26 protein-coding genes are annotated in these 23,720 nt (G+C 61.7%); 18 read left to right on the top strand and 8 right to left on the bottom strand.

Annotation, left to right across the window (positions count from 1 at the left end):
• Positions 1-119 precede the first annotated feature (119 nt).
• The 5 genes from Q9451_RS08735 to pdeM all read left to right on the top strand — a co-directional run bounded on the left by Q9451_RS08735 (position 120) and on the right by pdeM (position 7,187).
• The gene (locus Q9451_RS08735; protein ID WP_345960901.1) at positions 120-1,136 is read left to right on the top strand and encodes a ligase-associated DNA damage response exonuclease; all 1,017 of its coding nucleotides are present in this window, start codon (positions 120-122) and stop codon (positions 1,134-1,136) included.
• Positions 1,133-2,791: an ATP-dependent DNA ligase gene (locus tag Q9451_RS08730; protein ID WP_012273865.1), complete on the top strand. Its 1,659-nt coding sequence runs from the start codon at positions 1,133-1,135 to the stop codon at positions 2,789-2,791. The genes Q9451_RS08735 and Q9451_RS08730 overlap by 4 nt, the downstream gene beginning before the upstream one ends.
• 116 nt (positions 2,792-2,907) lie before the next feature.
• A complete protein-coding gene (locus Q9451_RS08725; protein ID WP_012273866.1) occupies positions 2,908-4,023 on the top strand; it encodes a succinylglutamate desuccinylase/aspartoacylase family protein in 1,116 nt (371 codons plus the stop codon).
• A 66-nt stretch (positions 4,024-4,089) separates the two neighbouring features.
• Positions 4,090-6,540: a ligase-associated DNA damage response DEXH box helicase gene (locus Q9451_RS08720; RefSeq protein WP_012273867.1), complete on the top strand. Its 2,451-nt coding sequence runs from the start codon at positions 4,090-4,092 to the stop codon at positions 6,538-6,540.
• Positions 6,537-7,187 carry a ligase-associated DNA damage response endonuclease PdeM gene (gene pdeM / locus Q9451_RS08715; RefSeq protein ID WP_012273868.1) on the top strand — a complete coding sequence of 217 codons (651 nt, stop codon included), beginning with the start codon at positions 6,537-6,539 and terminating at the stop codon, positions 7,185-7,187. The genes Q9451_RS08720 and pdeM overlap by 4 nt, the downstream gene beginning before the upstream one ends.
• 6 nt (positions 7,188-7,193) lie before the next feature.
• Here the strand turns inward: pdeM and Q9451_RS08710 are convergent, their stop codons facing one another.
• On the bottom strand, positions 7,194-7,421 hold the full coding sequence (locus tag Q9451_RS08710) for a hypothetical protein (protein WP_003254918.1): 228 nt from the start codon (positions 7,419-7,421) through the stop codon (positions 7,194-7,196).
• 94 nt (positions 7,422-7,515) lie between these two features.
• Positions 7,516-8,082: a dCTP deaminase gene (gene dcd, locus Q9451_RS08705; protein WP_003258001.1), complete on the bottom strand. Its 567-nt coding sequence runs from the start codon at positions 8,080-8,082 to the stop codon at positions 7,516-7,518.
• Positions 8,083-8,409: 327 nt separating this feature from the next.
• Between dcd and Q9451_RS08700 the strand changes: the two genes are divergently transcribed.
• Positions 8,410-8,619: a cold-shock protein gene (locus Q9451_RS08700; protein WP_012273869.1), complete on the top strand. Its 210-nt coding sequence runs from the start codon at positions 8,410-8,412 to the stop codon at positions 8,617-8,619.
• Positions 8,620-8,749: 130 nt separating this feature from the next.
• Here the strand turns inward: Q9451_RS08700 and apbC are convergent, their stop codons facing one another.
• Entirely contained in the window at positions 8,750-9,844 is a 1,095-nt protein-coding gene (gene apbC, locus Q9451_RS08695; RefSeq protein WP_012273870.1) for an iron-sulfur cluster carrier protein ApbC, read from the bottom strand.
• Positions 9,845-10,002: 158 nt separating this feature from the next.
• On the opposite strand from apbC, the gene metG reads away from it, so the two are divergent.
• The 7 genes from metG (at position 10,003) to Q9451_RS08660 (ending at position 15,690) form a co-directional block, all read left to right on the top strand.
• Positions 10,003-12,042, top strand: coding sequence for a methionine--tRNA ligase (gene metG, locus Q9451_RS08690; protein ID WP_012273871.1), 2,040 nt, complete (start codon positions 10,003-10,005; stop codon positions 12,040-12,042).
• A gap of 88 nt (positions 12,043-12,130) precedes the next feature.
• A complete protein-coding gene (locus Q9451_RS08685) occupies positions 12,131-12,679 on the top strand; it encodes an Rnf-Nqr domain containing protein (RefSeq protein WP_012273872.1) in 549 nt (182 codons plus the stop codon).
• Positions 12,676-13,650 (top strand): RnfABCDGE type electron transport complex subunit D, encoded by a 975-nt coding sequence (locus tag Q9451_RS08680; protein ID WP_012273873.1) that lies wholly within the window; start codon positions 12,676-12,678, stop codon positions 13,648-13,650. The genes Q9451_RS08685 and Q9451_RS08680 overlap by 4 nt, the downstream gene beginning before the upstream one ends.
• Positions 13,647-14,249: an RnfABCDGE type electron transport complex subunit G gene (locus tag Q9451_RS08675; protein ID WP_012273874.1), complete on the top strand. Its 603-nt coding sequence runs from the start codon at positions 13,647-13,649 to the stop codon at positions 14,247-14,249. Before Q9451_RS08680 ends, Q9451_RS08675 begins: the two co-directional genes overlap by 4 nt.
• Positions 14,242-14,766 carry a hypothetical protein gene (locus Q9451_RS08670; protein WP_012273875.1) on the top strand — a complete coding sequence of 175 codons (525 nt, stop codon included), beginning with the start codon at positions 14,242-14,244 and terminating at the stop codon, positions 14,764-14,766. Before Q9451_RS08675 ends, Q9451_RS08670 begins: the two co-directional genes overlap by 8 nt.
• Positions 14,767-14,770: 4 nt before the next feature.
• On the top strand, positions 14,771-15,409 hold the full coding sequence (nth, locus tag Q9451_RS08665; protein WP_012273876.1) for an endonuclease III: 639 nt from the start codon (positions 14,771-14,773) through the stop codon (positions 15,407-15,409).
• Positions 15,410-15,513: 104 nt separating this feature from the next.
• On the top strand, positions 15,514-15,690 hold the full coding sequence (locus tag Q9451_RS08660) for a hypothetical protein (RefSeq protein WP_012273877.1): 177 nt from the start codon (positions 15,514-15,516) through the stop codon (positions 15,688-15,690).
• A gap of 51 nt (positions 15,691-15,741) precedes the next feature.
• Here the strand turns inward: Q9451_RS08660 and Q9451_RS08655 are convergent, their stop codons facing one another.
• Complete coding sequence (locus Q9451_RS08655; protein WP_012273878.1) at positions 15,742-16,365, bottom strand: response regulator transcription factor; 624 nt, start codon at positions 16,363-16,365, stop codon at positions 15,742-15,744.
• A gap of 366 nt (positions 16,366-16,731) precedes the next feature.
• Between Q9451_RS08655 and Q9451_RS08650 the strand changes: the two genes are divergently transcribed.
• On the top strand, positions 16,732-17,223 hold the full coding sequence (locus Q9451_RS08650) for a hypothetical protein (protein ID WP_012273879.1): 492 nt from the start codon (positions 16,732-16,734) through the stop codon (positions 17,221-17,223).
• Between the two features lie 62 nt (positions 17,224-17,285).
• Here the strand turns inward: Q9451_RS08650 and Q9451_RS08645 are convergent, their stop codons facing one another.
• Complete coding sequence (locus Q9451_RS08645; RefSeq protein WP_060493331.1) at positions 17,286-18,503, bottom strand: argininosuccinate synthase; 1,218 nt, start codon at positions 18,501-18,503, stop codon at positions 17,286-17,288.
• Positions 18,504-18,659: 156 nt separating this feature from the next.
• Complete coding sequence (locus Q9451_RS08640) at positions 18,660-19,586, bottom strand: OmpA family protein (RefSeq protein WP_012273881.1); 927 nt, start codon at positions 19,584-19,586, stop codon at positions 18,660-18,662.
• A 130-nt stretch (positions 19,587-19,716) separates the two neighbouring features.
• On the opposite strand from Q9451_RS08640, the gene pyrC reads away from it, so the two are divergent.
• Both pyrC and rnt read left to right on the top strand, forming a co-directional pair.
• The gene (gene pyrC / locus Q9451_RS08635; protein ID WP_012273882.1) at positions 19,717-20,763 is read left to right on the top strand and encodes a dihydroorotase; all 1,047 of its coding nucleotides are present in this window, start codon (positions 19,717-19,719) and stop codon (positions 20,761-20,763) included.
• A complete protein-coding gene (rnt, locus tag Q9451_RS08630) occupies positions 20,760-21,434 on the top strand; it encodes a ribonuclease T (protein ID WP_012273883.1) in 675 nt (224 codons plus the stop codon). Before pyrC ends, rnt begins: the two co-directional genes overlap by 4 nt.
• Before the next feature lie 169 nt (positions 21,435-21,603).
• Here rnt and Q9451_RS08625 read toward each other — a convergent pair whose 3' ends face one another.
• Positions 21,604-22,206 (bottom strand): peroxiredoxin, encoded by a 603-nt coding sequence (locus Q9451_RS08625; protein WP_012273884.1) that lies wholly within the window; start codon positions 22,204-22,206, stop codon positions 21,604-21,606.
• A 223-nt stretch (positions 22,207-22,429) separates the two neighbouring features.
• On the opposite strand from Q9451_RS08625, the gene Q9451_RS08620 reads away from it, so the two are divergent.
• Complete coding sequence (locus Q9451_RS08620; protein ID WP_012273885.1) at positions 22,430-22,648, top strand: bacterioferritin-associated ferredoxin; 219 nt, start codon at positions 22,430-22,432, stop codon at positions 22,646-22,648.
• A gap of 201 nt (positions 22,649-22,849) precedes the next feature.
• The gene (gene bfr / locus Q9451_RS08615; RefSeq protein WP_012273886.1) at positions 22,850-23,323 is read left to right on the top strand and encodes a bacterioferritin; all 474 of its coding nucleotides are present in this window, start codon (positions 22,850-22,852) and stop codon (positions 23,321-23,323) included.
• A 57-nt stretch (positions 23,324-23,380) separates the two neighbouring features.
• Here the strand turns inward: bfr and grxD are convergent, their stop codons facing one another.
• Positions 23,381-23,716 (bottom strand): Grx4 family monothiol glutaredoxin, encoded by a 336-nt coding sequence (gene grxD / locus Q9451_RS08610; protein ID WP_012273887.1) that lies wholly within the window; start codon positions 23,714-23,716, stop codon positions 23,381-23,383.
• Between the last annotated feature and the right edge of the window lie 4 nt (positions 23,717-23,720).

Genomic DNA, 23,720 nt, shown 5'->3' with positions numbered 1-23,720 from the left:
TGGGCGGGTGCGGGTACCGAGCGCTGCCAGTTTTCCGCCCAACACCCGCCCCCAACCCGTCCGAACTTCCCCCCATCACCACCGCTCCTAACTGGTAACCCAACCAGTGCACATAGCCCATGGACCTTGTCATCGCCCGCCCCGAAGGCCTGTACTGCCCGCCCGGCGATTTCTACATCGACCCTTGGCGGCCCGTGGACCGAGCCGTGATCACCCATGGCCACGGTGACCATGCGCGCACCGGTAATGGCCATTATCTGACCGCCAGCCCTGGTGCCGGTATTCTGCGCAGTCGTCTGGGCCTGGATATCGATTTGCAGACACTGCCCTACGGCGAACGCCTGCTGCACCACGGGGTAACCCTGAGCCTGCACCCGGCCGGGCACGTGCTGGGCTCGGCACAGGTGCGCCTGGAGTATCAGGGTGAAGTCTGGGTTGCATCCGGTGACTACAAGGTAGAGCCCGACGGCACCTGCACCCCGTTCGAACCGGTGGCGTGCCACACCTTCATCACCGAATCGACCTTCGGTCTGCCGATCTACCGCTGGCCCAGGCAAAGCGAAATCTTTGCAGGCATCAATGCCTGGTGGCTGGCCAATCGCGAACAGGGCAAGGCCAGCGTGCTGTTCTGCTATGCCTTCGGCAAGGCCCAGCGGATTCTCCATGGGCTGAATGCCAGCATCGGCCCGATTCTTGTGCATGGCGCCATCGAGCCGCTCAACCGGGTATACCGGGACGCCGGTGTCCACCTGCCGGAAACGCGCTATGCAGGCGATATCCCACGCAACGACCCACTGCTGCGCCAGGCACTGGTGCTGGCCCCGCCGTCAGCCAGCGGCAGCAGCTGGATGCGCCGTTTCGGCGATTACAGCGACGCCTTCGCCAGCGGCTGGATGCTGCTACGCGGTACCCGCAGGCGGCGCGGCGTGGACCGGGGTTTCGTGCTGTCCGACCACGCCGACTGGCCCGGCCTGCTCTGGGCCATTGGCCAGACCGGCGCCGAGCGGGTGATGGTCACCCACGGCTCGGTCAACGTCCTGGTGCGCTACCTCAACGAACAAGGCCTGAATGCCCGCGCCTTCGTCACCGAGTATGGCGACGAGGACGACGTGCCGAACACCGGGCCTTCGCCATGAAAGCCTTTGCCATGTTGTACCTGCGCCTGGACGCGACTACCTCCAGCAACGCCAAGCTTGAGGCACTGCGCGACTACTTCGGCACAGCCCCCGCTAACGACGCCGCCTGGGCAGTGTACTTTCTTGCCGGGGGGCGCCCACGTCAGCTGGTGCCCACCCGCCTTTTGCGTGAAATGGCCACGGCCCTGGCCGGCCTGCCGGACTGGCTGTTCGAAGAAAGCTATCAGGCGGTGGGCGACTTGGCCGAGACCATTTCGCTGCTGTTACCGCAGCACATCGATGGCAGCGAGGAAGGCCTGGCCACTTGGGTAGAGCAGCACTTGCTGCCCCTGCGCGGGCTGCCACCCGAGCATATCCGGCAGCGCTTGCCGGCGCTCTGGGCGCAGCTGGATCGCCCCAGCCTGATGGTGTGCCTGAAGCTGATCACCGGGAGTTTTCGCGTGGGCGTGTCGAAGCTGCTGGTCACCCGCGCCATGGCGCAACTGGCCGGGCTGGACGCCAAACGCGTAGCCCAGCGCCTGGTCGGTTACACCGACATCAGCCATCGCCCCACGGCGGCCGACTACCAGCAACTGATCGCTCCAGAGACCGCCGATGAGCACAGCCAGCGTGGTGGGCAACCCTACCCCTTCTTCCTGGCCCACCCGCTGCAAGCCTCCACCGACCAGTTCGATACCCTGCTCGGCCCCCCAAGCGACTGGCAAATCGAGTGGAAGTGGGACGGCATTCGCGCCCAAGTGGTCAAGCGCGAGGGCCAGTTGTGGGTCTGGTCGCGCGGTGAGGAACTGGTTACCGAGCGGTTCCCAGAACTGCACAGCCTGGCGCAGACATTGCCCGATGGCGTTGTGCTCGACGGTGAGATTCTGGTTTGGAAGCCTGGTGATACAGGGGCTGAACTGGCCGTGCAGCCTTTCGCCTTGCTACAGCAGCGCATCGGCCGCAAAACGCTGGGCAAAAAAATGCTGCACGACGCGCCGGTGGTGCTGCAGGCCTACGACCTGTTGGAGTGGCAAGGCGAAGACTGGCGCAGCCGACCGCAGCACGAACGCCGTAGCCAACTGGAGCGCTTGGTCGATGAGTACCCGCTTGCCCCCGTGCTGCTGTCGCCGCTGCTGACAGGCCCGGACTGGGCCGACTTTGCCCACCAGCGCGAGCTGTCGCGCAGCCTGGGTGTCGAGGGCCTGATGCTCAAGCAGCGCGAAGCCCTCTACGGCGTGGGGCGCACCAAGGATATGGGCACCTGGTGGAAGTGGAAGATCGACCCGTTCAGCGTCGATGCCGTGCTGATCTATGCCCAGCGTGGGCATGGGCGACGGGCTAGCCTGTACAGCGACTACACCTTTGCCGTGTGGGACGCCCCGGCTGGCACGCCAGGGCGGGTGCTGGTGCCCTTTGCCAAGGCCTATTCGGGGCTCACTGACGAAGAAATGCGCAAGGTCGATACCATCATTCGCAAGACCACGGTGGAAACCTTTGGCCCGGTGCGCAGTGTGACGCCAACGCTGGTGTTCGAGCTGGGCTTCGAAGGCATCGCCCTGTCTCGACGCCACAAAAGCGGTATTGCCGTGCGCTTTCCGCGCATGCTGCGCTGGCGGCTGGACAAGCCGGTGGATGAGGCAGATGACTTGGCGACCTTGCAGGCGCTACTGGCCTGAAGAGGCCAGTGCGGTAATCAGGGCTACACGGATGGAGGCGAAAGGCTGAAAACTATGCTTCTATCTGTGTGCCGACCCGTGTCGCAGACCGTTTTCGCCACGCAGCCAGGACCACCATGCACCATTCAACCCACGACCTGCTCTCACCCGTTCCGGGCATCACCCGCCAACTGCACAGCTTTCACTTCGGCCCACGCGGTGGCGGCAAGGTCTATGTCCAGGCCTCGCTGCACGCCGACGAACTACCAGGCATGCTGGTGGCCTGGCACCTCAAGCGTCGCCTAACCGAACTGGAACAGCAAGGTCGACTGCAGCGCGAGATCATCCTGGTGCCGGTGGCCAACCCGGTCGGCCTGGAGCAAGTGTTGCTGGATGCGCCGCTGGGGCGTTTCGAGCTGCAAAGCGGCGAGAACTTCAACCGCAACTTCGTCGACCTGTCAGACAGTATCGGCGACCAGATCGAAGAGCACCTGACCCAGGACTCGGCTCACAACCTCGCACTGATCCGCGAATACCTGCGCCGCGGGCTGGACGCGCACCCAGCCCGTACACCGCTGCAAGCCCAGCGCCTGATCCTGCAGCGCCTGGCCTGCGATGCCGAGATGGTGCTGGACCTGCACTGCGACTTCGAGGCAGTCGAGCACCTGTACACCACACCAGACGCCTGGCCGCAAATCGAGCCGTTGGCCCGCTACCTGGGCGCCCAGGCCAGCCTGCTGGCCACCGATTCGGGCGGGCAGTCTTTCGACGAATGCTTCAGCCTGGTCTGGTGGCAGTTGCAGCAGCGCTTCGGCAAGCGCTTCCCGATCCCGCTGGGCTGCTGCTCGGTAACCGTCGAACTGCGTGGCCAAGCCGATGTCAGCCATGACCTGGCCAGCAAGGATTGCCAGGCGATAATCGACTTTCTGACCCACGCGGGTGTTATCGAGGGCGCCAGCCCGCCTTTGCCGGCCTTGCTCAACCCCGCCACGCCGCTGGCCGCTGTCGAGCCGGTGTCGACGCCACTGGGCGGCTTGCTGGTGTATCACGCCAAACCAGGACAGCACCTGGAAGCCGGCCAGTTGATCGCAGAAATCATCGACCCCCTAAGCGACCGGGTGACCGCCATACGCAACAGCCAGCCGGGCCTGCTGTACGCCCGTAGCGTGCGGCGCATGGCAACGGCTGGCATGGTCATCGCCCATGTGGCCGGCGAGCAGGTGTGCCGCAGCGGCTATCTGCTGGGCAACTGATTCGGTAAAACCATTGCCCTTGGCGAGTGGTCTGTAGAAGCACGACCTTCGACGGACCACTGCCTTATGCCCGCCGCCATCGACCTTGCCAATGCCTGGTTCGCCAAACGCGGCTGGAAGCCGTTCGCTTTCCAGCGACGCGTCTGGGCAGCCGTCGAGCGCGGCCAGTCTGGCCTATTGCATGCCAGTACCGGCGCCGGCAAGACCTACGCCGTGTGGCTCGCCGCGCTTCGCGCGTTCAAGCCCCAGCCCCAAGGCAGCCAACCGGTGCCATTGCAGGTGCTGTGGGTCACGCCCATGCGGGCCTTGGCCGCTGACACTGCGCGCGCCTTGCAGGCGCCACTGGATGAACTTGAACTGCCTTGGCGCGTGGGGGTGCGCAGCGGCGACACCGGCAGCGCCGAACGCGCCCGGCAAGCGCGGCGCCTGCCAAGCGTGCTGGTCACCACACCCGAAAGCCTGACCTTGCTGCTGATCCGGGCACAGGCGCGCGAAGACTTCGCTACGCTGCGCCTGGTGGTGGTGGATGAATGGCACGAACTGCTGGGCAACAAACGCGGGGTACAACTGCAACTGGCCCTGGCCCACCTGCGCCAGTGGCACCCCGACCTGCCCACTTGGGGCCTCTCGGCCACCCTCGGCAACCTGCAACATGCGCTGGAGGTACTGCTGCCGCAAGGCGGCCTGCTGGTACAGGGCCGCCAGGACAAGGCGCTACAGGTCGATACCTTGCTGCCAACAGCCATCGAGCGCTTCCCCTGGGCGGGGCACATGGGCCTGAAGATGCTCGACCAGGTCAGCCACGAGATCGACGCCAGTGCCAGCTGCTTGGTGTTCACCAACACCCGTGCACAGGCCGAACTTTGGTACCAGGCCCTGCTTGAAGCCCGCCCCGACTGGGCCGGGCTGATTGCCTTGCACCATGCCTCACTGGCCCGAGAAACCCGCGACTGGGTCGAGCGCAGCCTCAAGCAAGGCAGCCTGAAAGCCGTGGTCTGTACTTCCAGCCTGGACCTGGGTGTGGACTTTCTGCCAGTGGAGCGGGTGTTGCAGATTGGCTCGGCCAAGGGCATTGCCCGCCTGATGCAGCGTGCCGGGCGCTCAGGGCATGCGCCGGAACGGCGCTCGCGGGTCACCCTGGTGCCTACCCACAGCCTGGAGCTGGTGGAGGCAGCGGCGGCCCGCAAGGCACTGCTTGCCGGTCACATCGAAGCCCGCTTCTCACCACGCCTGAGCATGGACGTGCTGGTCCAGCACCTGGTCAGCATGGCCCTGGGCAGTGGCTTCCGTCCCGAGCAACTGCTGGCTGAAGTGCGCAGCACCTGGGCCTTTCGCGAGTTGCGCGACAGCCAGTGGCAATGGGCGCTGGACTTCGTCTGTCATGGCGGCAACTCGCTCAGCGCCTACCCGGACTACCAGCGCGTCGAGCGCCACGCCGACGGTGTTTACCGGGTCGCCAGCGAACGTCTGGCACGACGCCATCGCATGGGTATCGGCACCATCGTCAGCGACGCCAACCTGCAACTCAAATACTGGGGCAAGGGTAGCGCGGGCAAGACGCTTGGTAGTGTCGAGGAAGCCTTCATTGCCCGCCTGCGCCCCGGCGACGCGCTGGTGTTTGCCGGGCGGGTGCTGGAGCTGGTGCGCGTGGAAAACATGACGGCCTATGTGCGTCGCAGCACGGCGCGCAAGGCTGCGGTGGCGCGTTGGAATGGCGGGCGCATGCCGCTCTCGAGCGAATTGGCCGACGCGCTGGTCGAACAGCTCGATGCTGCAGCCCATGAACGCTTTGATGGCCCGGAGATGCGCGCAGTGCGCCCGCTGCTGGCGCTGCAGGCACGATGGTCGGCCTTGCCCACCACCGGCACACTGCTGGCCGAGACCTTCAAGTCACGCCAGGGCTGGCATCTGTTCCTGTACCCCTTTGCCGGGCGCATGGCCAACCTGGGCCTGGCCAACCTGATTGCCTGGCGGGTCAGCCGCGTGCAACCGCTATCGGTATCGATTGCCGTCAATGACTATGGGTTCGAACTGCTCAGCCCTGCCCTAGTGGACTGGGCGAGTTACTTGCCGCTGGCGCTGAGCACCGATCACCTGCTGGAAGATGTGCTGGCCAGCCTGAATGCCGGGGAAATGGCTCTGCGGCGCTTTCGTGAGATTGCCCAGATCGCCGGGCTGGTGTTTGGCGGCTACCCAGCGGCGCAGAAGAGCACCCGGCAGATCCAGGCTTCCAGTGGGCTGTTCTATGAAGTGTTTCGCAAACACGATACAGGGAACCTGCTGCTTGGCCAGGCGCAGGATGAGGTGTTGAGCGAGGAGCTGGAGATCGAACGACTGCGTCGGCAGTTGCTGAAAATGGGTGAGTTGCGACTGGACCTGCGCGCGTTGAGGCGGCCAGGGCCGCTGGCGTTTGCGTTGTTGGTGGAAGGCATGCGCGAGACGTTAAGCACCGAGAAGCTGGCGGATCGGATTGCGCGCATGGTGGCGGAACTGGAACAAGCGGCGGGTGGCGGATGAACTACCACCCCATCGAACACTGTGGCCAGTCGCTCTGGCTGCTCCCCGACAAGGCCATCTACTGGCCTGCCCGCCGCGCCCTGCTGGTGGCCGACGTCCACATCGGCAAGGCCGCCAGCTATCGCGCCCTGCATCAACCGGTGCCACGCGGTACCACCCAGGCGACACTTGCCCGGTTGGACGCCTTGTTGGCAGCACATGACTGCGAACAGCTGATCGTTCTTGGCGACTTCCTCCATGCACGCACAGCTCGAGCATCAGCGACGCTGGCCAGGTTACAGCTGTGGCGGGAACGGCATGCACACCTGAAAATCGTGCTGATACGCGGCAATCATGATCGCAATGCCGGCGATCCGCCGGCTTCGTTGCATATTCAAACCGAGGACGAGCCCTGGCTACTGGAACCGTTTGCGCTACGGCACGAGCCTCAGCCCCACCCAACGCACCCGGTGTTGGCGGGCCATGTGCATCCGGCGTTCGTCTTGCGCGGCAAGGCCCGGCAACGCCTGCGCCTGCCTTGCTTCCTGATCGATGCACACGTCAGCCTGCTGCCGGCATTCGGTGAGTTCACCGGGGGCTGGGAAATCACGCCAGCCGACACCAGCCGGGTATACCTGGCTGGCGCGGGACGCATCTGGCCGTTGTGACAGCACTCAGGCCACAGGGGCTGGTGGCGGTTCGTCCGGCAAGGTCGGCTCGCCCGGCTCCATGGGGGGTGTTTCACCCGGTTCCGGCGGTTGCGGGGTATCGGGGTCAGGCTGGTGGGGCACGCCCCCCGCCTGCATGGGCAGCGGGTGCGCCAGCAGTGACCAGGGCAACAACCCCACGTGATTGGGCTGCAGGCCTGCCAGCTTGGCACTGATTGCGGGATGGAGTTTCATTGGCTGCTCCTGACGAAAGCCGATGCACATCATGCGCACCGGCATTACTGCGTTGGAGTGCCAAAGGCGCGGGTAATTCCCCGCGCTTGTCGGCTCAGGTACGCGGCAAGGTGACGCCGCGCTGGCCCTGGTATTTGCCGCCACGGTCCTTGTACGACACCTCGCATTCTTCGTCGGACTGCAGGAATAGCATCTGCGCTACGCCTTCGTTGGCGTAGATCTTCGCCGGCAACGTGGTGGTGTTGGAGAACTCCAGCGTCACGTGGCCTTCCCACTCAGGCTCGAGCGGGGTGACGTTGACGATGATGCCGCAACGGGCGTACGTGCTCTTGCCCAGGCAGATGGTCAGCACGTCACGCGGAATGCGGAAATACTCGACAGTGCGCGCCAGGGCGAACGAGTTCGGCGGAATGATGCACACGTCGCTCTTGATGTCGACGAAGCTGCCGGCGTCGAAGTTTTTCGGGTCGACGGTGGCCGAGTTGATGTTGGTGAACACCTTGAATTCGTCGGCGCAGCGTACGTCGTAACCGTAGCTGGAGACCCCGAACGAAATCACTCGACTGTCCTGTTCGCCGCGCACCTGGCGCTCGACGAACGGTTCGATCATGCCGTGTTCCTGCGCCATGCGGCGAATCCACTTGTCCGATTTGATGCTCATGGCGGGGTGTCCTGAAGAGTTGCGTGTTGAAAATCGTGATGCGCATCTTACCGGTCCCGGCGCCCAGGTTAAAGTTCCATGCCTCATCCCGCGCCGGGCGGGGGCTACAGCCGCCGTCGATCCGAATTTGCGTAAAGCGCCCTCTGACCATTGGCAGGTTGCGGAAAGTGGGGTAAGGTGGCGCCACTGTGCTGCACGTGACACCGAGAATCTCTAGTTTGATGCACGATCCTGATCGGCCCATCGCTGAATTTTCTGCTCTCTTTGCGCTCAGTCCCGGGCAGGGTTTTTCCTGACCGTTATCAAATTGTCCAAGGAGACAGAAAAATGTCCAACCGTCAAAACGGTACCGTTAAGTGGTTCAACGATGAGAAAGGCTACGGCTTCATCACCCCTCAGTCGGGCGACGACCTGTTCGTGCACTTCAAAGCCATCCAAGCTGACGGCTTCAAAACCCTGAAAGAAGGCCAGGCTGTTACTTTCGTCGCTACCCGCGGCCAGAAAGGCATGCAGGCTGAAGAAGTTCAGATCGCCTAAGTCGATCTCGCTTCCTAGCTTTCAAAAAAACCCGCCTCTGGCGGGTTTTTTTATGCCTGACATAAAGGCTATGCCTGCACGTGCGGGAGCGGCCTTGTGTCGCTAAACGGCCGCTCCAACAGGAAGTGCGTCAGTCTTCGCTGATGGTAATGCTCGGCATCGCCGGTGCCGCTGCTTCCTGCAGCACGATCCGCGCGCCCACCTGGCGAGCCAGCTCCTGATAGACCATGGCAATCTGGCTTTCCGGCTCGGCGATCGCCGTCGGTTTGCCGCTGTCGGCCTGCTCGCGGATCAGCATCGACAACGGCAGCGATGCCAACAGGTCGACGCCATACTGGCTGGCCAACTTCTCGCCACCGCCTTCACCGAACAGGTGCTCGGCATGGCCGCAGTTCGAACAGATATGCACAGCCATGTTCTCGACCACACCCAGCACCGGGATATTGACCTTGCGGAACATCTCCACGCCCTTCTTGGCATCCAGCAACGCCAGGTCCTGCGGAGTGGTAACGATCACGGAACCGGCCACCGGTACCTTTTGCGCCAGGGTCAGCTGGATATCACCGGTGCCCGGCGGCATGTCGATCACCAGGTAATCCAGGTCATCCCAGGCGGTTTGGGTCACCAGTTGCAGCAGCGCGCCGGAGACCATCGGGCCACGCCATACCATCGGTGTATTGTCGTCGGTGAGGAAGGCCATGGACATGACTTCCACGCCATGGGCCTTGATCGGCACGAACCACTTCTGCTCGCGAATCTGCGGGCGGGTGCCCTCGGCGATACCGAACATCACACCCTGGCTGGGGCCGTAGATATCGGCATCGAGAATACCTACCCGCGCACCTTCGCGGGCCAGGGCCAAGGCCAGGTTGGCCGCCGTGGTCGACTTGCCCACACCGCCCTTGCCCGACGCCACAGCGATGATGTTCTTGACGTTGGCCATGGCCGGCACCTGGGCCTGGGCCTTGTGCGCAGCCACCACGCAGTCGATCGACACCTGGGCGCCGCTGACGCCCTCAAGGTTGCCGATGGCGGTTTGCAGCACCTGGGCCCAACCGTTCTTGAACAGCCCGGCGGCATAGCCCAATTGCAACTGCACGCTGACCTGCCCGCCCTGGATATCGATGGCACGCACGCAGCCGGCGCTGACCGGGTCCTGGTTCAGGTAGGGGTCGGTGTACTGGCGAAGCACGCCTTCGACGGCGGCACGGGTGACGGCACTCATGGAGACTCCCATTGGCAAACTGAATGTAAAACAGGCGCCTATCCTAACCCGTCAATCGTCAGCAGATGCGCTTGCGGGGTGAAATATCTTCGCCAGCCCTTTATAGTGGCCGATCACCCTCATTTTTACCCCGTAGCCAGATAAGTAGCCGAGCCACCATGTCCGAGCCACGTCAGATTCTCGTCACCAGCGCCCTGCCCTATGCCAATGGATCGATCCATCTAGGCCATATGCTCGAGTACATCCAGACAGACATGTGGGTCCGCTTCCAGAAAATGCGCGGCAACCAGTGTATCTACGTCTGCGCCGATGACGCCCACGGCTCCGCCATCATGCTGCGTGCCGAGAAAGAAGGCATCACACCGGAGCAGCTGATCGCCAATGTCCAGGCCGAGCACAGCAGCGACTTCGCCGACTTCCTGGTGGACTTCGACAACTTCCACTCGACCCACAGCGAAGAAAACCGCGAGCTGTCGAGCCTGATCTACACGCGCCTGCGTGAAGCCGGTCACATCGCCACCCGTTCGGTGACCCAGTACTTCGACCCGGAAAAGGGTATGTTCCTCGCCGACCGCTTCATCAAGGGCACCTGCCCCAAGTGCGCGGCCGAAGACCAGTATGGCGACAACTGCGAAAAATGCGGCGCCACCTACGCACCCACCGAACTGAAAAACCCCAAGTCGGCGATCTCCGGCGCCACACCGGTACTGCGTGACTCCCAGCACTTCTTCTTCAAGCTGCCCGACTTCCAGGCCATGCTGCAGCAGTGGACCCGCAGCGGCACCCTGCAGGACGCGGTAGCCAATAAGCTGGCCGAATGGCTGGACTCCGGCCTGCAGGAGTGGGATATCTCCCGCGATGCGCCGTACTTCGGCTTCGAAATACCGGGCGAGCCGGGCAAGTACTTCTACGTTTGGCTGGATGCGCCAATCGGCTACATGGCAAGCTTCAAGAACCTCTGTGCGCGCCGCCCGGAGCTGGACTTCGATGCCTTCTGGAACGAAGGCTCCAAGGCCGAGCTGTACCACTTCATCGGCAAGGACATCGTCAACTTCCACGCCCTGTTCTGGCCTGCCATGCTCGAAGGCGCGGGCTTTCGCAAGCCGACCGCGGTCAACGTGCACGGCTACCTGACCGTCAACGGCGCCAAGATGTCCAAGTCGCGCGGCACCTTCATCAAGGCCCGTACCTACCTTGACCACCTGCAGCCGGAATACCTGCGTTACTACTACGCGGCCAAGCTGGGCCGTGGCGTCGACGACCTGGACTTGAACCTGGAAGACTTCGTGCAGAAGGTCAACTCCGACCTGGTCGGCAAGGTGGTCAACATTGCCAGCCGCTGCGCAGGTTTCATCCACAAGGGCAACGAAGGTGTGATGGTAAGCGGTGATGCCGCGCCTGAGCTGACCGAAGCCTTCCTGACGGCCGCACCCTCCATCGCCGAAGCCTATGAAGCCCGTGATTTTGGCCGCGCCATGCGCGAAATCATGGCGCTGGCCGACCGCGCCAACGCCTGGATCGCCGACAAGGCCCCGTGGTCGCTGGCCAAACAGGAAGGCAAGCAGGATGAAGTACAGGCCATCTGCGCCCAAGGCATCAACCTGTTCCGTCAGTTGGTGATCTTCCTCAAGCCGGTACTGCCGGTGCTGGCCGCCGACGCCGAGGCGTTCCTCAACGTTGCCCCGTTGACCTGGAGCGACCACCTGTCGCGCCTGGAAAACCACAAACTGAACCCGTTCAAGGCCCTGATGAGCCGTATCGAGCCGGCCAAGGTCGAAGCCATGGTCGCAGCCAGCAAGGAAGACCTGCTGGCTACGCAAGCCAAGGCACCAGCGGGCAATGGCGAGCTGACCAAGGACCCGTTGTCAGCGGAGATCGAGTTCGATACCTTCGCGGCAGTCGACCTGCGCGTGGCGCTGATCGTCAAGGCCGAAGCCGTGGCAGGTGCCGACAAGTTGCTGCAACTGACCCTGGACATCGGTGACGAGCGCCGCAACGTGTTCTCCGGTATCAAGTCGGCCTACCCAGACCCGTCCAAGCTGGAAGGCCGCCTGACCATGATGGTGGCCAACCTCAAGCCACGGAAGATGCGCTTTGGCGTGTCCGAGGGCATGGTCATGGCTGCCGGCCCTGGCGGTGAAGAAATCTACCTGCTGAGCCCGGACAGCGGCGCCAAGCCAGGCCAGCGCATCAAGTAACCCCTCTGCCCCGGCCCTCGTGCCGGGGCAGTTCTTTCTGTACCTCGATTGCCGGCCGTCCCTCCCGATTCCCGGCTATCTTCATCTCATGAATGACTACATCCTGGTCCTGATAAGCGCCGCGTTGGTCAATCACCTGTGCCTCCTGCAACAGCCTTTCTCCAGGCCGCATCTGCATGTACACGGGCTGGCTGGTGCGCTGTGCATCGCCTTGGGCGTGATCGGCGCACAGCTGCTGCTGCGCGGGGTACTTGCCCCGCTGCACATCCATGATCTTGCTCTGTTCCTGTTGTTGCCCTGGCTGGCACTGCTTGCCTGGGGCCTGCCCTGGCTAATGGCCAAGTGGCGCCCGGCCTGGCCCGTAGTGGGGTTACCAGCGCTGCTGTCGAGCAATGCCCTGGCGCTGGGGCTGGGCCTGCAGCAGGCAAGCGACGACAGCCCCTGGTCAGCCACGCTGCTGCAAGCCTTGCTGGCAGGAGGAGGCTTTTGGCTGGCGCTGATGGTGTTCAGTGATCTGCGCCAACGCAGTGCCCATGCCGACATCCCTGGTGTACTGCGCGGCCTGCCCATCGAATTGATCGGCGCCGGGGTAATGGCCATGGCGTTTTCCGGTTTCAACGGAATGTTCGGCCAATGATCAACAGTCCCGACCCGCGGCTACGTACCAGCATGGGCCTGGTCTTGCTGGCCTGCTTGCCCGGCCTTCTGACGCTGTTATGGCTGCATGGCTGGGGCATGCTGCTGAACCTGTTGCTGTGTGCCAGTGCGGCACTCCTGTGCGAAGCGGCGCTGCTGGCGTTGCGCGGCCAATCACCCAGCACGGCGCTAAACGATGGCAGTGCACTGGTGACCGCCGTGCTACTGGCGGCCGCCCTGCCCACGCTCGCCCCGTGGTGGTTGCCGGTGATCGCGGCAAGTGCTGCCATCGGCATCGGCAAGCAGGCCTTTGGTGGGGTTGGGCGAAATCTGTTCAACCCGGCCATGGTCGGATATGCCTTTGTGCTCCTGAGTTTTCCGTTGCAGATGAACCATTGGCCAGGGCCGGCCCCGGGCTTGCTCGACAGCCTGCAGCAAGTGTTCGCCGGGGGCGATCAGGTCGATGCCTGGGCCCGGCCAACCCTGCTCGACGGCTTGCGCCACAACCGCAGCCTGACCATCGACGAGCTGTTTGCCAGCCATCCGGGCTTCGGCAGCATTGGCGGTGCAGGAAGCGAATGGGTCAACCTGGCATTCCTGCTCGGTGGCCTGTTCTTGTTGCAGCGCAAGGTAATCAGCTGGCATGCGCCGGCGGGCTTGCTGGCAGGGCTGTTCGTATTCAGTTTATTGGGCTGGAACGGTTCGGGATCGGACTCCAATGGTTCGCCCTTGCTGCACCTGTTCTCCGGTTCGACCATGCTGGCAGCCTTCTTCATTGCCACCGAGCCAGTTTCCGGCCCCAGGAACGAATGGGCCAGGCTGTGCTTCGGCCTGGGAACAGGGCTGCTCATCTACCTGATTCGTACCTGGGGCAGCTACCCGGATGGCACTGCGTTCGCCATCTTGCTGATGAACCTTGTGGCGCCGACGCTCGAGCGCCTGGCCACGCAGCGCCAGCAGGCTACCCGATGAAGCGCCTGGCACATGATATGGGCCTGCTGTTGCTGACTGGCGTATTGGCAGTGTCTGCCACTTTCGCGTGGCGGCATTGGACCGGCCCAGCCATCACCAGCGCCGAGAAGCAACTGCAAAGCCGCCAACGCCTGGCAGTGCTGCCCGAGGGCAGTTTTGACAACCAGCCACTGGACAACCCGCTACCGAGGCCCGCCGCACAGCGGCCCAACAGCCACATCCTGGCGGCTTACCGTGCCACGCTGGCGGGCAAGCCAAGCGCTATTATCCTGGTCACGCAAACCCAAGGCTATGCCGGGCCGATTGTGCTGAGTGTTGCCATCGCCACAGACGGCCGGCTGATCGGCAGCCAGGTGGTCGAACAACAGGAAAGCCCTGGGCTGGGGGCACGCGTAGGCGACCCGCAACTGCACTGGCTGGGGCAGTTCGAAAACCGCCAATTGAACGACCACTGGGCGCTGAAGCGGGACCACGGCGACTTTGACCAATTGGCCGGCGCGACCGTGACCTCGCGGGCAGTGATCGCCGCATTGCAGGAGGCGCTGAGCTATTTTGACGAGCAGCGCAGCGTACTGCTGGAGAACGCCACGCATGAATAGATTCTGCCTCCTGGCCGTAAGCCTGGTGCCCATGCTGGGCGCCACCCGCACCCTGACCGAGGGCGCCACCATCGGATTGTGTGCGGTAGTGATGGGGGGCATGCACCAACTGTTGCTGGCACCGTTGCGTCCGCGTCTGGCCAGCTGGGCCTACGCGCTGGCCAGCCTTCTGTTGCTGGCCGCCTTGGCCTGCTGCCTGCAAATGGCACTGCTTGCCTGGTCGCTGCCTTTGGCACTGGCGCTCGGCTTCTATCCCGCCTTGTTGTGCCTGCAGTGTTTGGCCTGCGACCTCCTGCTGCCGGACCAACAGCGCTGGCGCGTACTCGCCGTGCACCTCGGCGCGGTGTTTGCCAGCTGCCTGCTGCTTGGCGCCAGCCGCCAATGGCTGGCCAATTTTGCCGACCTGCACCTGGCCAGCCTGGCCCCCGGCGCCCTGCTACTGCTCGGACTGCTGCTGGCCTTGTACAATCGCTTGCGTCCGGGCTCAGCCCACCCACGTCGTCAAGGAAAGCTCTGATTTCATGAATGCCGCCAAACGCCTGGAGATTTTTCGCAGGCTGCACGAAGACAACCCCGACCCGAAGACCGAACTGGCCTACACCACCCCGTTCGAACTGCTGGTCGCCGTGACGCTGTCCGCGCAATCCACCGACGTCGGCGTCAACAAGGCCACAGCGCGCCTGTTCCCCGTCGCCAACACCCCCGAGGCCATCTATGCCCTGGGCGTTGAAGGGCTTAGCGAGTACATCAAGACCATCGGGCTTTACAACAGCAAGGCCAAGAATGTCATAGAAGCCTGCCGGCTTCTGATCGAGCGCCACGGCAGCGAGGTACCGCAAACCCGTGAAGCGCTGGAGGCGCTGCCTGGCGTGGGCCGCAAGACCGCCAACGTGGTCCTCAACACCGCATTCCGTCAACCGACCATGGCAGTGGATACCCATATCTATCGGGTGAGTAACCGCACGGGAATTGCGCCAGGCAAAACGGTGCTGGAAGTGGAAAAGAAACTGGTCAAGTTCGTACCAAAAGATTACCTGCTAGACGCCCACCACTGGCTGATTCTGCACGGACGTTATGTGTGCCAGGCGCGCAAGCCAAGGTGCGGCAGTTGCAGGATCGAAGATTTGTGCGAGTACAAGCACAAAACCTCCGACGATTGAGCCGATAGCTAGAAACCACGCTTGACGATTGAAAAAATCTTTTTTACCAGCGTCTGCTTTCTGGTTATAAGGACGGCCAATGGCCCCTTGGCTTGGAGCGACTCATGAGTACCGACAAAGACGACCTGTCGATCGAAGATGATTTTGTTGCCGCAGACGATGACGCGGAGCCCCAGGTGGAAACCGCAAAGACCAACCTGAGCAAACGCCGCACCATCGACAACATGCTGGAAGAACGGCGCCTGCAAAAGCAGCTGGCCGATTTCGACTACGACCTGTAGGACATGCAGCCCTGGCAAAGCCTCCTGGCGGGAGGCTTCCAGGCCTGGCGATCAGCTAAGACCTTGCCGTTGCGCCAGCTCGATCAGGTCTACCAGCGAGCGCGCATTGAGCTTGAGCAATAGCCGCGACTTGTAGGTACTGACCGTCTTGTTGCTGAGGTACATGCTGTCGGCAATTTCCTTGTTCGAACGCCCCCGCGCCAGTTGCTGCAGCACCGTCATTTCACGCGCCGAAAGGCGATTGACCATATCCGCCTCGCTAGCTGCGCCCCTGCCACGTGACGCATGCAACGCCTGGTTGGGGAAATAGCTGTAACCCGACAACACGGCCTTGATGGCGCTAAGCAGCTCGGTAAGCTCCTGCTGCTTGCACACGTAACCTGCCGCCCCCGCCTGCATGCAACGCATCGAAAAATTGCCGGGGGCCTGCGACGTCAGCACGAGTACCTTACTGCCCGGGCTGAAGGTGGCCATGCGGGCGATCACCTCCAGGCCATCCAGTTTCGGTATACCGATATCCAGCACCACGATATCCGGCAGGTGTTGCCGAGTCAGCTGCAGCGCAGCCACCCCATTGTCGGTCTCCGCCACAACGTCATACCCATGCCGCTCCATCAGCATGCGTACGGCCAGGCGTATGACCGGGTGATCATCCACGATAAGCACTTTATTCATGCGATATCCATTCATTGTTATTGCTTTGGCACGCCAAGATAACCGACAGGGCGCTTGCTGGCGCGGTGATTTCCCGGCGAAACTCATGGACAGACAAAACTTACAACGCTTACAGAAATTTCCTACACATCACGACTATGACTGTAACAAGCAAATACCTTGTCACCTGGATTGAAGGTATCACCCACCTGCAAAAACGCACCAGTTGAAAACTGAGCTTAAGCCGAAGAAACGCCTGCGCAAACATGTTGAAAAAGCAAAGCAACGATGCGTAATGGCGATTATTCCGCCCTCGGAAAACACTCCTGTCTTTAGTTGAGTACCCGCGTGAGGTAAAGATGGGCGAAACCGCAGGAGACGGCCCACATGCCCCAAGCTCAACCTGTCGCCCCGCTGACGATCATTGCCATCTTCGCGGGGATTATCGAAGCCTCCGCACTTGCCACATTGCCGTTTCTTAGCGAATCCAGCCAGAAGCTCTACACCTGGTTCCTGGTAGGCTTTCCATTCTTTCTGACGGCACTGTTTTTTCTGACGCTCAACTTCAATTACAAGTCGTTCTACAGCCCTTCACCCAACAGATCCACACACGACAATACGCCAGCGCCGAACAGTGTGGCCACACCCGCCATGGCCGATGATAACCATGAAGTGGTTCAGGGCGAACCGGTCACATTCATGTTCTCCGGCCCGGACGCCTATCGTTTGATGGAGCAACAACTCTTGCATGCACTTGCCCAATCGCCCGTGCCAACGCGAACCTGGCGCTTTTACAACCTGGAAAAACGCCAGTGTGCGCAACTGTCGATCAGTGCACTTGAGGACGATGTTGCGAACCACTCCAGCTCAATGCCTTGAATATTCTTCGCGCATAAAAAAACCCCAGCCTGAGCCGGGGTTTTTATTGCACAAGCCAGCAATCAGAGCAGCGAACGGCCCTTGTTGGCAGCAATGCGCATACGCAGCGCGTTGAGCTTGATGAAGCCGGCAGCGTCCGCCTGGTTGTAGGCGCCGCCATCTTCTTCGAAGGTGGCGATGTTGGCATCGAACAGCGAATCGTCCGACTTGCGGCCAACCACGGTAACATTGCCCTTGTACAGTTTCAGGCGCACAACGCCATTCACGTTGACCTGCGAAGCGTCGATCATCTGCTGCAGCATCAGACGCTCCGGGCTCCACCAGTAGCCGGTGTAGATCAGGCTGGCGTATTTCGGCATCAGCTCATCTTTCAGGTGAGCAACTTCGCGGTCCAGCGTGATCGACTCGATGGCACGGTGGGCCTTGAGCATGATGGTGCCGCCAGGGGTTTCGTAGCAGCCACGCGACTTCATGCCGACGTAACGGTTTTCGACGATGTCCAGGCGGCCGATGCCGTTGGCACCACCAATACGGTTCAGGTCGGCCAGCACGGTGGCCGGGGATTTCTCGACGCCGTCGATGGCAACGATGTCACCGTTGCGGTAGGTCAGCTCGATGTAGGTAGCCTGGTCTGGGGCGTTTTCGGGCGAGACGCTCCAGCGCCACATCTCTTCTTCGTGCTCGGTCCAGGTATCTTCCAGGACACCGCCTTCGTAGGAGATGTGCAACAGGTTGGCGTCCATCGAGTACGGCGACTTCTTCTTGCCGTGACGCTCGATCGGGATGCCGTGCTTTTCGGCGTAGTCCATCAGTTTCTCGCGGGACAGCAGGTCCCACTCGCGCCATGGAGCGATGACCTTGACGCCTGGCTTCAGCGCATAGGCACCCAGCTCGAAACGTACCTGGTCGTTGCCTTTGCCGGTGGCGCCATGGGAAATGGCGTCAGCACCGGTTGCATTGGCGATTTCGATCAGGCGCTTGGCGATCAGCGGACGGGCGATGGAAGTACCCAGCAGGTACTCGCCTTCGTAGACGGTGTTGGCGCGGAACATCGGGAATACGAAATCACGCACGAACTCTTCGCGCAGATCGTCGATGTAGATCTCTTTAACGCCCATTGCCTGGGCCTTGGCACGGGCCGGCTCGACCTCTTCGCCCTGACCCAGGTCAGCGGTGAAGGTCACCACTTCGCAGTTATAGGTATCCTGCAGCCACTTGAGAATCACCGAAGTATCAAGGCCGCCGGAATACGCCAGTACGACCTTTTTTACGTCCGCCATGCCATCACTCCACGGGGTTGTACGGAAAGGCATCGATTCTAACGGCCTTGCGCACAAATTTACAGTGGGGCGACAGCTTCTGACGACAAAGCGACAGGAACTTTCGCAAGGGCGACGGCGCCTGTAGCAGCGATCAATTCCCGACAGGCGCGCAGATTACTTGGCAGCTGGCGCTGATGCAGTTGGTTCAGGGGCTTTTTCGGCAGGTTTCTCCACCGGTTTCACAACTACCGTAACCCGATCCAGCTCGATATTCACCCGTCGATTACGCGCCCGGTTGGCAGCACTGTTGTTCTTCACCAATGGGTATTGCTCACCATGGAAGCGCACGATGATCTGTTCTTCCGCCACGCCATGGGCTTTGAAGTAATCGGCCACCGCGAGCGCGCGCCGGCGTGACAGGTCACGGTTTGTCAGCCGGTTGCCACTGTTGTCAGAGTGGCCGTCAAGCTCGATGTGGTTCACCGTCGGGTCGGCTTTCATGTAATCCAGGATCACATCCAGCCGTGCACGCGCCGACGCATCCAGCTCGGTGCCGCCCCCCGGGAAGCCTACCTGGGTCTGGCGAACCTGGTCGAAGTTCATCGGCAGCAACTTGCCGGCACAGGCTTGGTAGTCGCTGTAGGCCTTGGCGAAGCTGACCGGCAGCACGCGCACCTCCATTGGCCTGCCGGCCTCACCGGCGTAATTGCGCACCACTGTGCTGCGCCCGTCGAGAAGACCGTTTATCAGGCGGCTGGCCTGGCCCTGGGACGAACTGAACAGCACACCGGTACGGGCCATGCGCACGCTGCCCAGGTTGATATCACCACGTCCAGGCTGCCATGGCGCCGCCGCCGCCAGCAGGCTGGCGGTACCTGCCCCCAGTACGTTGCTGTCCGAACGCAGCTGGAACACTGGCTGCTCACCTGCCCGGCGCACGAACTCTCCGCTGCCGAAACCTTCGATCGGCTGGATCAGGCGGCATTCGAACTGATCACCCTCGACCTTCCAGGCGATGTTCTCCATGCGCGTCTGGAAAGTCAGTGCGCCGGCCGGCAGGCTGGCGAACAGGGTCAACAGGGCTAGGTAACGCTGGCGCACGGGCGGCTCCACAAATTCTGACGGCTTACCTGCAGGCTATCGGACGCCGCCCGGAAAACTTGATAGCCGTGCTCGCCCCAGGGTTTTCCGGTACGATTGGGGCTTGAGTTCGACCCGCCTGGAATCCCCAATGTCCGATCGCCTGACCCTCCTGCGCCCCGACGACTGGCACATCCATCTGCGCGATGGTGCCGTCCTGCCCCACACCGTTGGCGATGTGGCGCGTACCTTCGCCCGTGCCATCATCATGCCCAACCTGGTTCCGCCGGTGCGCAATGCCGCCGAGGCTGGCGCCTACCGTGAGCGCATCCTGGCCGCCCGCCCGGCTGGCAGCCGCTTCGAGCCACTGATGGTGCTGTACCTCACCGACCGCACCAGCCCTGAGGACGTGCGTGCGGCCAAGGCCAGCGGCATCGTGTACGCGGCCAAACTGTACCCGGCCGGCGCCACCACCAATTCCGATTCAGGCGTGACCAGCATCGACAACATCTTCCCCGCCATCGAGGCGCTGGCGGAAGTCGGCATGCCACTGCTGGTGCACGGCGAAGTGACCCGCAGCGAGATCGACGTGTTCGACCGCGAAAAGCGCTTCATCGATGAGCATATGCGCCGTGTGGTCGAGCGTTTCCCAACGCTGAAAGTGGTTTTCGAACACATTACCACCAGCGATGCCGCGCAGTTCGTCACCGAGGCCCCGGCCAACGTTGGTGCGACCATCACCGCCCAGCACCTGCTTTACAACCGCAACCACATGCTGGTCGGCGGCATTCGCCCGCACTTCTACTGCCTGCCGATTCTCAAGCGCAACACCCACCAGGTGGCGTTGCTGGACGCGGCTACCAGCGGTAACCCGAAGTTCTTCCTCGGCACCGACTCGGCACCTCACGCCCGTCATGCCAAGGAAGCCGCCTGCGGGTGTGCCGGTTGCTACACCGCCTATGCGGCCATCGAGATGTACGCCGAAGCGTTCGAGCAACGTAACGCACTGGACAAGCTGGAAGGCTTCGCCAGCCTGCACGGTCCGGCCTTCTACGGCCTGCCGGCAAACACCGACACCATTACGCTGGTCCGCGAAGAATGGACAGCCCCAGACAGCCTGCCTTTTGGCGAGCAAACCGTAGTCCCGCTGCGCGCCGGTGAAAAACTGCGCTGGCGCCTGCTGGAGGAAAACGCGTGAGCGAAGACCTCTACGAAGACGACCTGGACGCCCAAGGCAGCAGTGGCTCGCGTCACCCGATGGCCGAGCGCTTCCGTGGCTACTTGCCAGTAGTGGTGGACGTTGAAACGGGTGGTTTCAACAGCGCTACCGACGCTCTGCTGGAAATTGCCGCCGTCACCATCGGCATGGACGAGAAGGGTTTCCTGTTCCCCGAGCACACCTATTTCCATCGGGTGGAACCGTTCGAGGGCGCCAATATCGAGGCGGCCGCGCTGGAATTCACCGGCATCAAGCTGGACCACCCACTGCGCATGGCGGTCAGCGAAGAAAGCGCGCTGACCGACATCTTCCGTGGCGTGCGCAAGGCGCTCAAGGCCAATGGCTGCAAACGGGCGATTCTGGTTGGCCACAACAGCAGTTTCGACCTCGGCTTCCTCAATGCGGCAGTGGCGCGCAATGACCTGAAGCGTAACCCATTCCACCCGTTCTCCAGCTTTGACACCGCCACACTGGCAGGCTTGGCGTATGGCCAGACGGTACTGGCGCGGGCTTGCCAGAGCGCCGACATCGACTTCGACGGGCGTGAAGCGCACTCGGCGCGTTACGACACCGAGAAGACGGCCGAGCTGTTCTGCGGCATCGTCAACCGCTGGAAGGAAATGGGCGGCTGGCGTGATTTCAACGATTGATCTGAAATCCAGGGGCCGCTTTGCGGCCCTTTCGCGACACAAGGCCGCTCCTACAGGGGAATGCACACTCCTGTAGGAGCAGCAAAGAGCCAGGACAGGCACTGGAAGCCTTGAAGTCCAGGCATAAAAAAACCGGCCACGAAGGCCGGTTTTTTTATGCGAGTGGCAATTACAGCTTGCCAGCGTTCTCGCTCAGGTAGGCAGCAACGCCTTCTGGCGAAGCGTTCATGCCTTTGTCGCCTTTTTTCCAGTTGGCAGGGCAAACTTCGCCGTGCTCTTCGTGGAATTGCAGAGCGTCGACCAGACGCAGCAGCTCGTCCATGTTACGGCCCAGTGGCAGGTCGTTGATGATCTGCGAGCGGACAACACCGTTGGTGTCGATCAGGAAGGCGCCACGGAAGGCCACACCGCCTTCGGACTCAACGTCGTAGGCTTTGCAGATTTCGTGGGTCATGTCGGCAGCCAGGGTGTATTTGACCTGACCGATGCCGCCGTTGTTGACCGGGGTGTTACGCCAGGCGTTGTGAGTGAAGTGCGAGTCGATCGAAACGCCGATCACTTCCACATTGCGCGCCTGGAAGTCTGGGATACGGTTGTCCAGAGCGATCAGCTCGGACGGGCAGACGAAGGTGAAGTCCAGCGGGTAGAAGAACACCAGGCCGTACTTGCCCTTGATGGCCGAGGCCAGGTTGAAGCTGTCGACGATCTCGCCATTGCCCAGCACGGCCGGAACGGTGAAATCGGGGGCTTTCTTACCAACGAGTACGCTCATTGTAATCTCCTGATGAGGGTGAAAAACCGTTTGCCGGGCCAGACGGGCCTGCCCGACATCCAACAAAGGCCGACCATCATACACGGCTTCTGATGACAGGCCGACTCCATCGACAAAGCAACCGCCGGTCGCTCAAGCACGGCCCTTCCAGAAAGTCCTTTGACAAGCATTCTCATTAACATTAAGCTCCACCCATCGACTCAACCCGCGATGGTCAGCCCTTATGTATGTGTGTCTTTGTGTCGGCGTTACCGACGGACAGATCCGCGATGCGATCTATGAAGGATGCTGCAGTTACAAGGAAGTGCGAGCCGCGACCAATGTCGCCAGCCAGTGTGGCAAATGCGCCTGCCTGGCCAAACAGGTGGTCCGCGAGACCCTGACCGAGCTTCAGGTCAGCCAGGCATCCCTGCCCTACCCTGTAGAATTTACCGCAGCCTGAACGCCCAGAATTTGAAGAACCGGACCCTGTGTCCGGTTTTTTTATGCCCAAAATTCAATAAGTTAGCGTTCCAACGCGGTTCACAAACATTCTTATTCCTATTAATTTTCACTTATTATTCAACAACTTAGGTTTGACACTCCTAAGTATCGGGCTCAAACTTCAGTGTATTGGCACACTTCTACAGGGCAGGAACCCGAAATGAAAGGCGACGTAAGCGTCATCCAGCATCTCAACAAGATCCTCGGAAACGAGCTGGTCGCGATCAACCAGTACTTCCTGCACGCACGCATGTACGAAGATTGGGGCCTGAACAAACTCGGCAAGCACGAGTACAAGGAATCCATCGACGAGATGAAGCACGCTGACAAACTGATCAAGCGTATTCTGTTCCTCGAAGGCATCCCGAACGTTCAGGACCTGGGCAAGCTGATGATTGGCGAGCACACCAAGGAAATGCTCGAGTGCGACCTGAAGCTGGAGAAGAAAGGCCTGGCCGACCTGAAAGCAGCCATCGCTCATTGCGAAACCGCCGGTGACTTCGGCTCGCGTGACATGCTCGAAGACATCCTCGAGTCCGAGGAAGAACACATCGACTGGCTGGAAACCCAGCTGGGGTTGATCGACAAGATCAGTATCGAAAACTACCTGCAGTCGCAGATGGGCGAAGAGTAATTATTCGCCGCATAAAAAAACCCGCGATCAGCGGGTTTTTTTATGCTTGCCGGAAGATCAGGCTTCAGCAGCCTTGGCCTTGGCAGCCGCTTCCTTGATCAGGGTTTGCAGCTCACCCTTTTCGAACATTTCCAGCATGATGTCGCTACCGCCAACCAGCTCGCCGGCTACCCACAGCTGCGGGAACGTCGGCCAGTTAGCGTATTTTGGCAGGTTGGCGCGGATTTCCGGGTTCTGCAGGATGTCGACGTAGGCGAACTTTTCGCCACAACCCATCACAGCCTGCGATGCCTTGGCCGAGAACCCGCACTGCGGGGCATTCGGCGAGCCTTTCATGTAAAGCAGAATGGTGTTGTTGGCAATCTGCTCTTTGATCGTATCGATGATATCCATCTAG

Source organism: Pseudomonas sp. NY8896, assembly GCF_039634505.1.
Note: the sequence above shows the minus strand (reverse complement) of the source record. Positions and strands in the feature narration are given on the sequence as shown.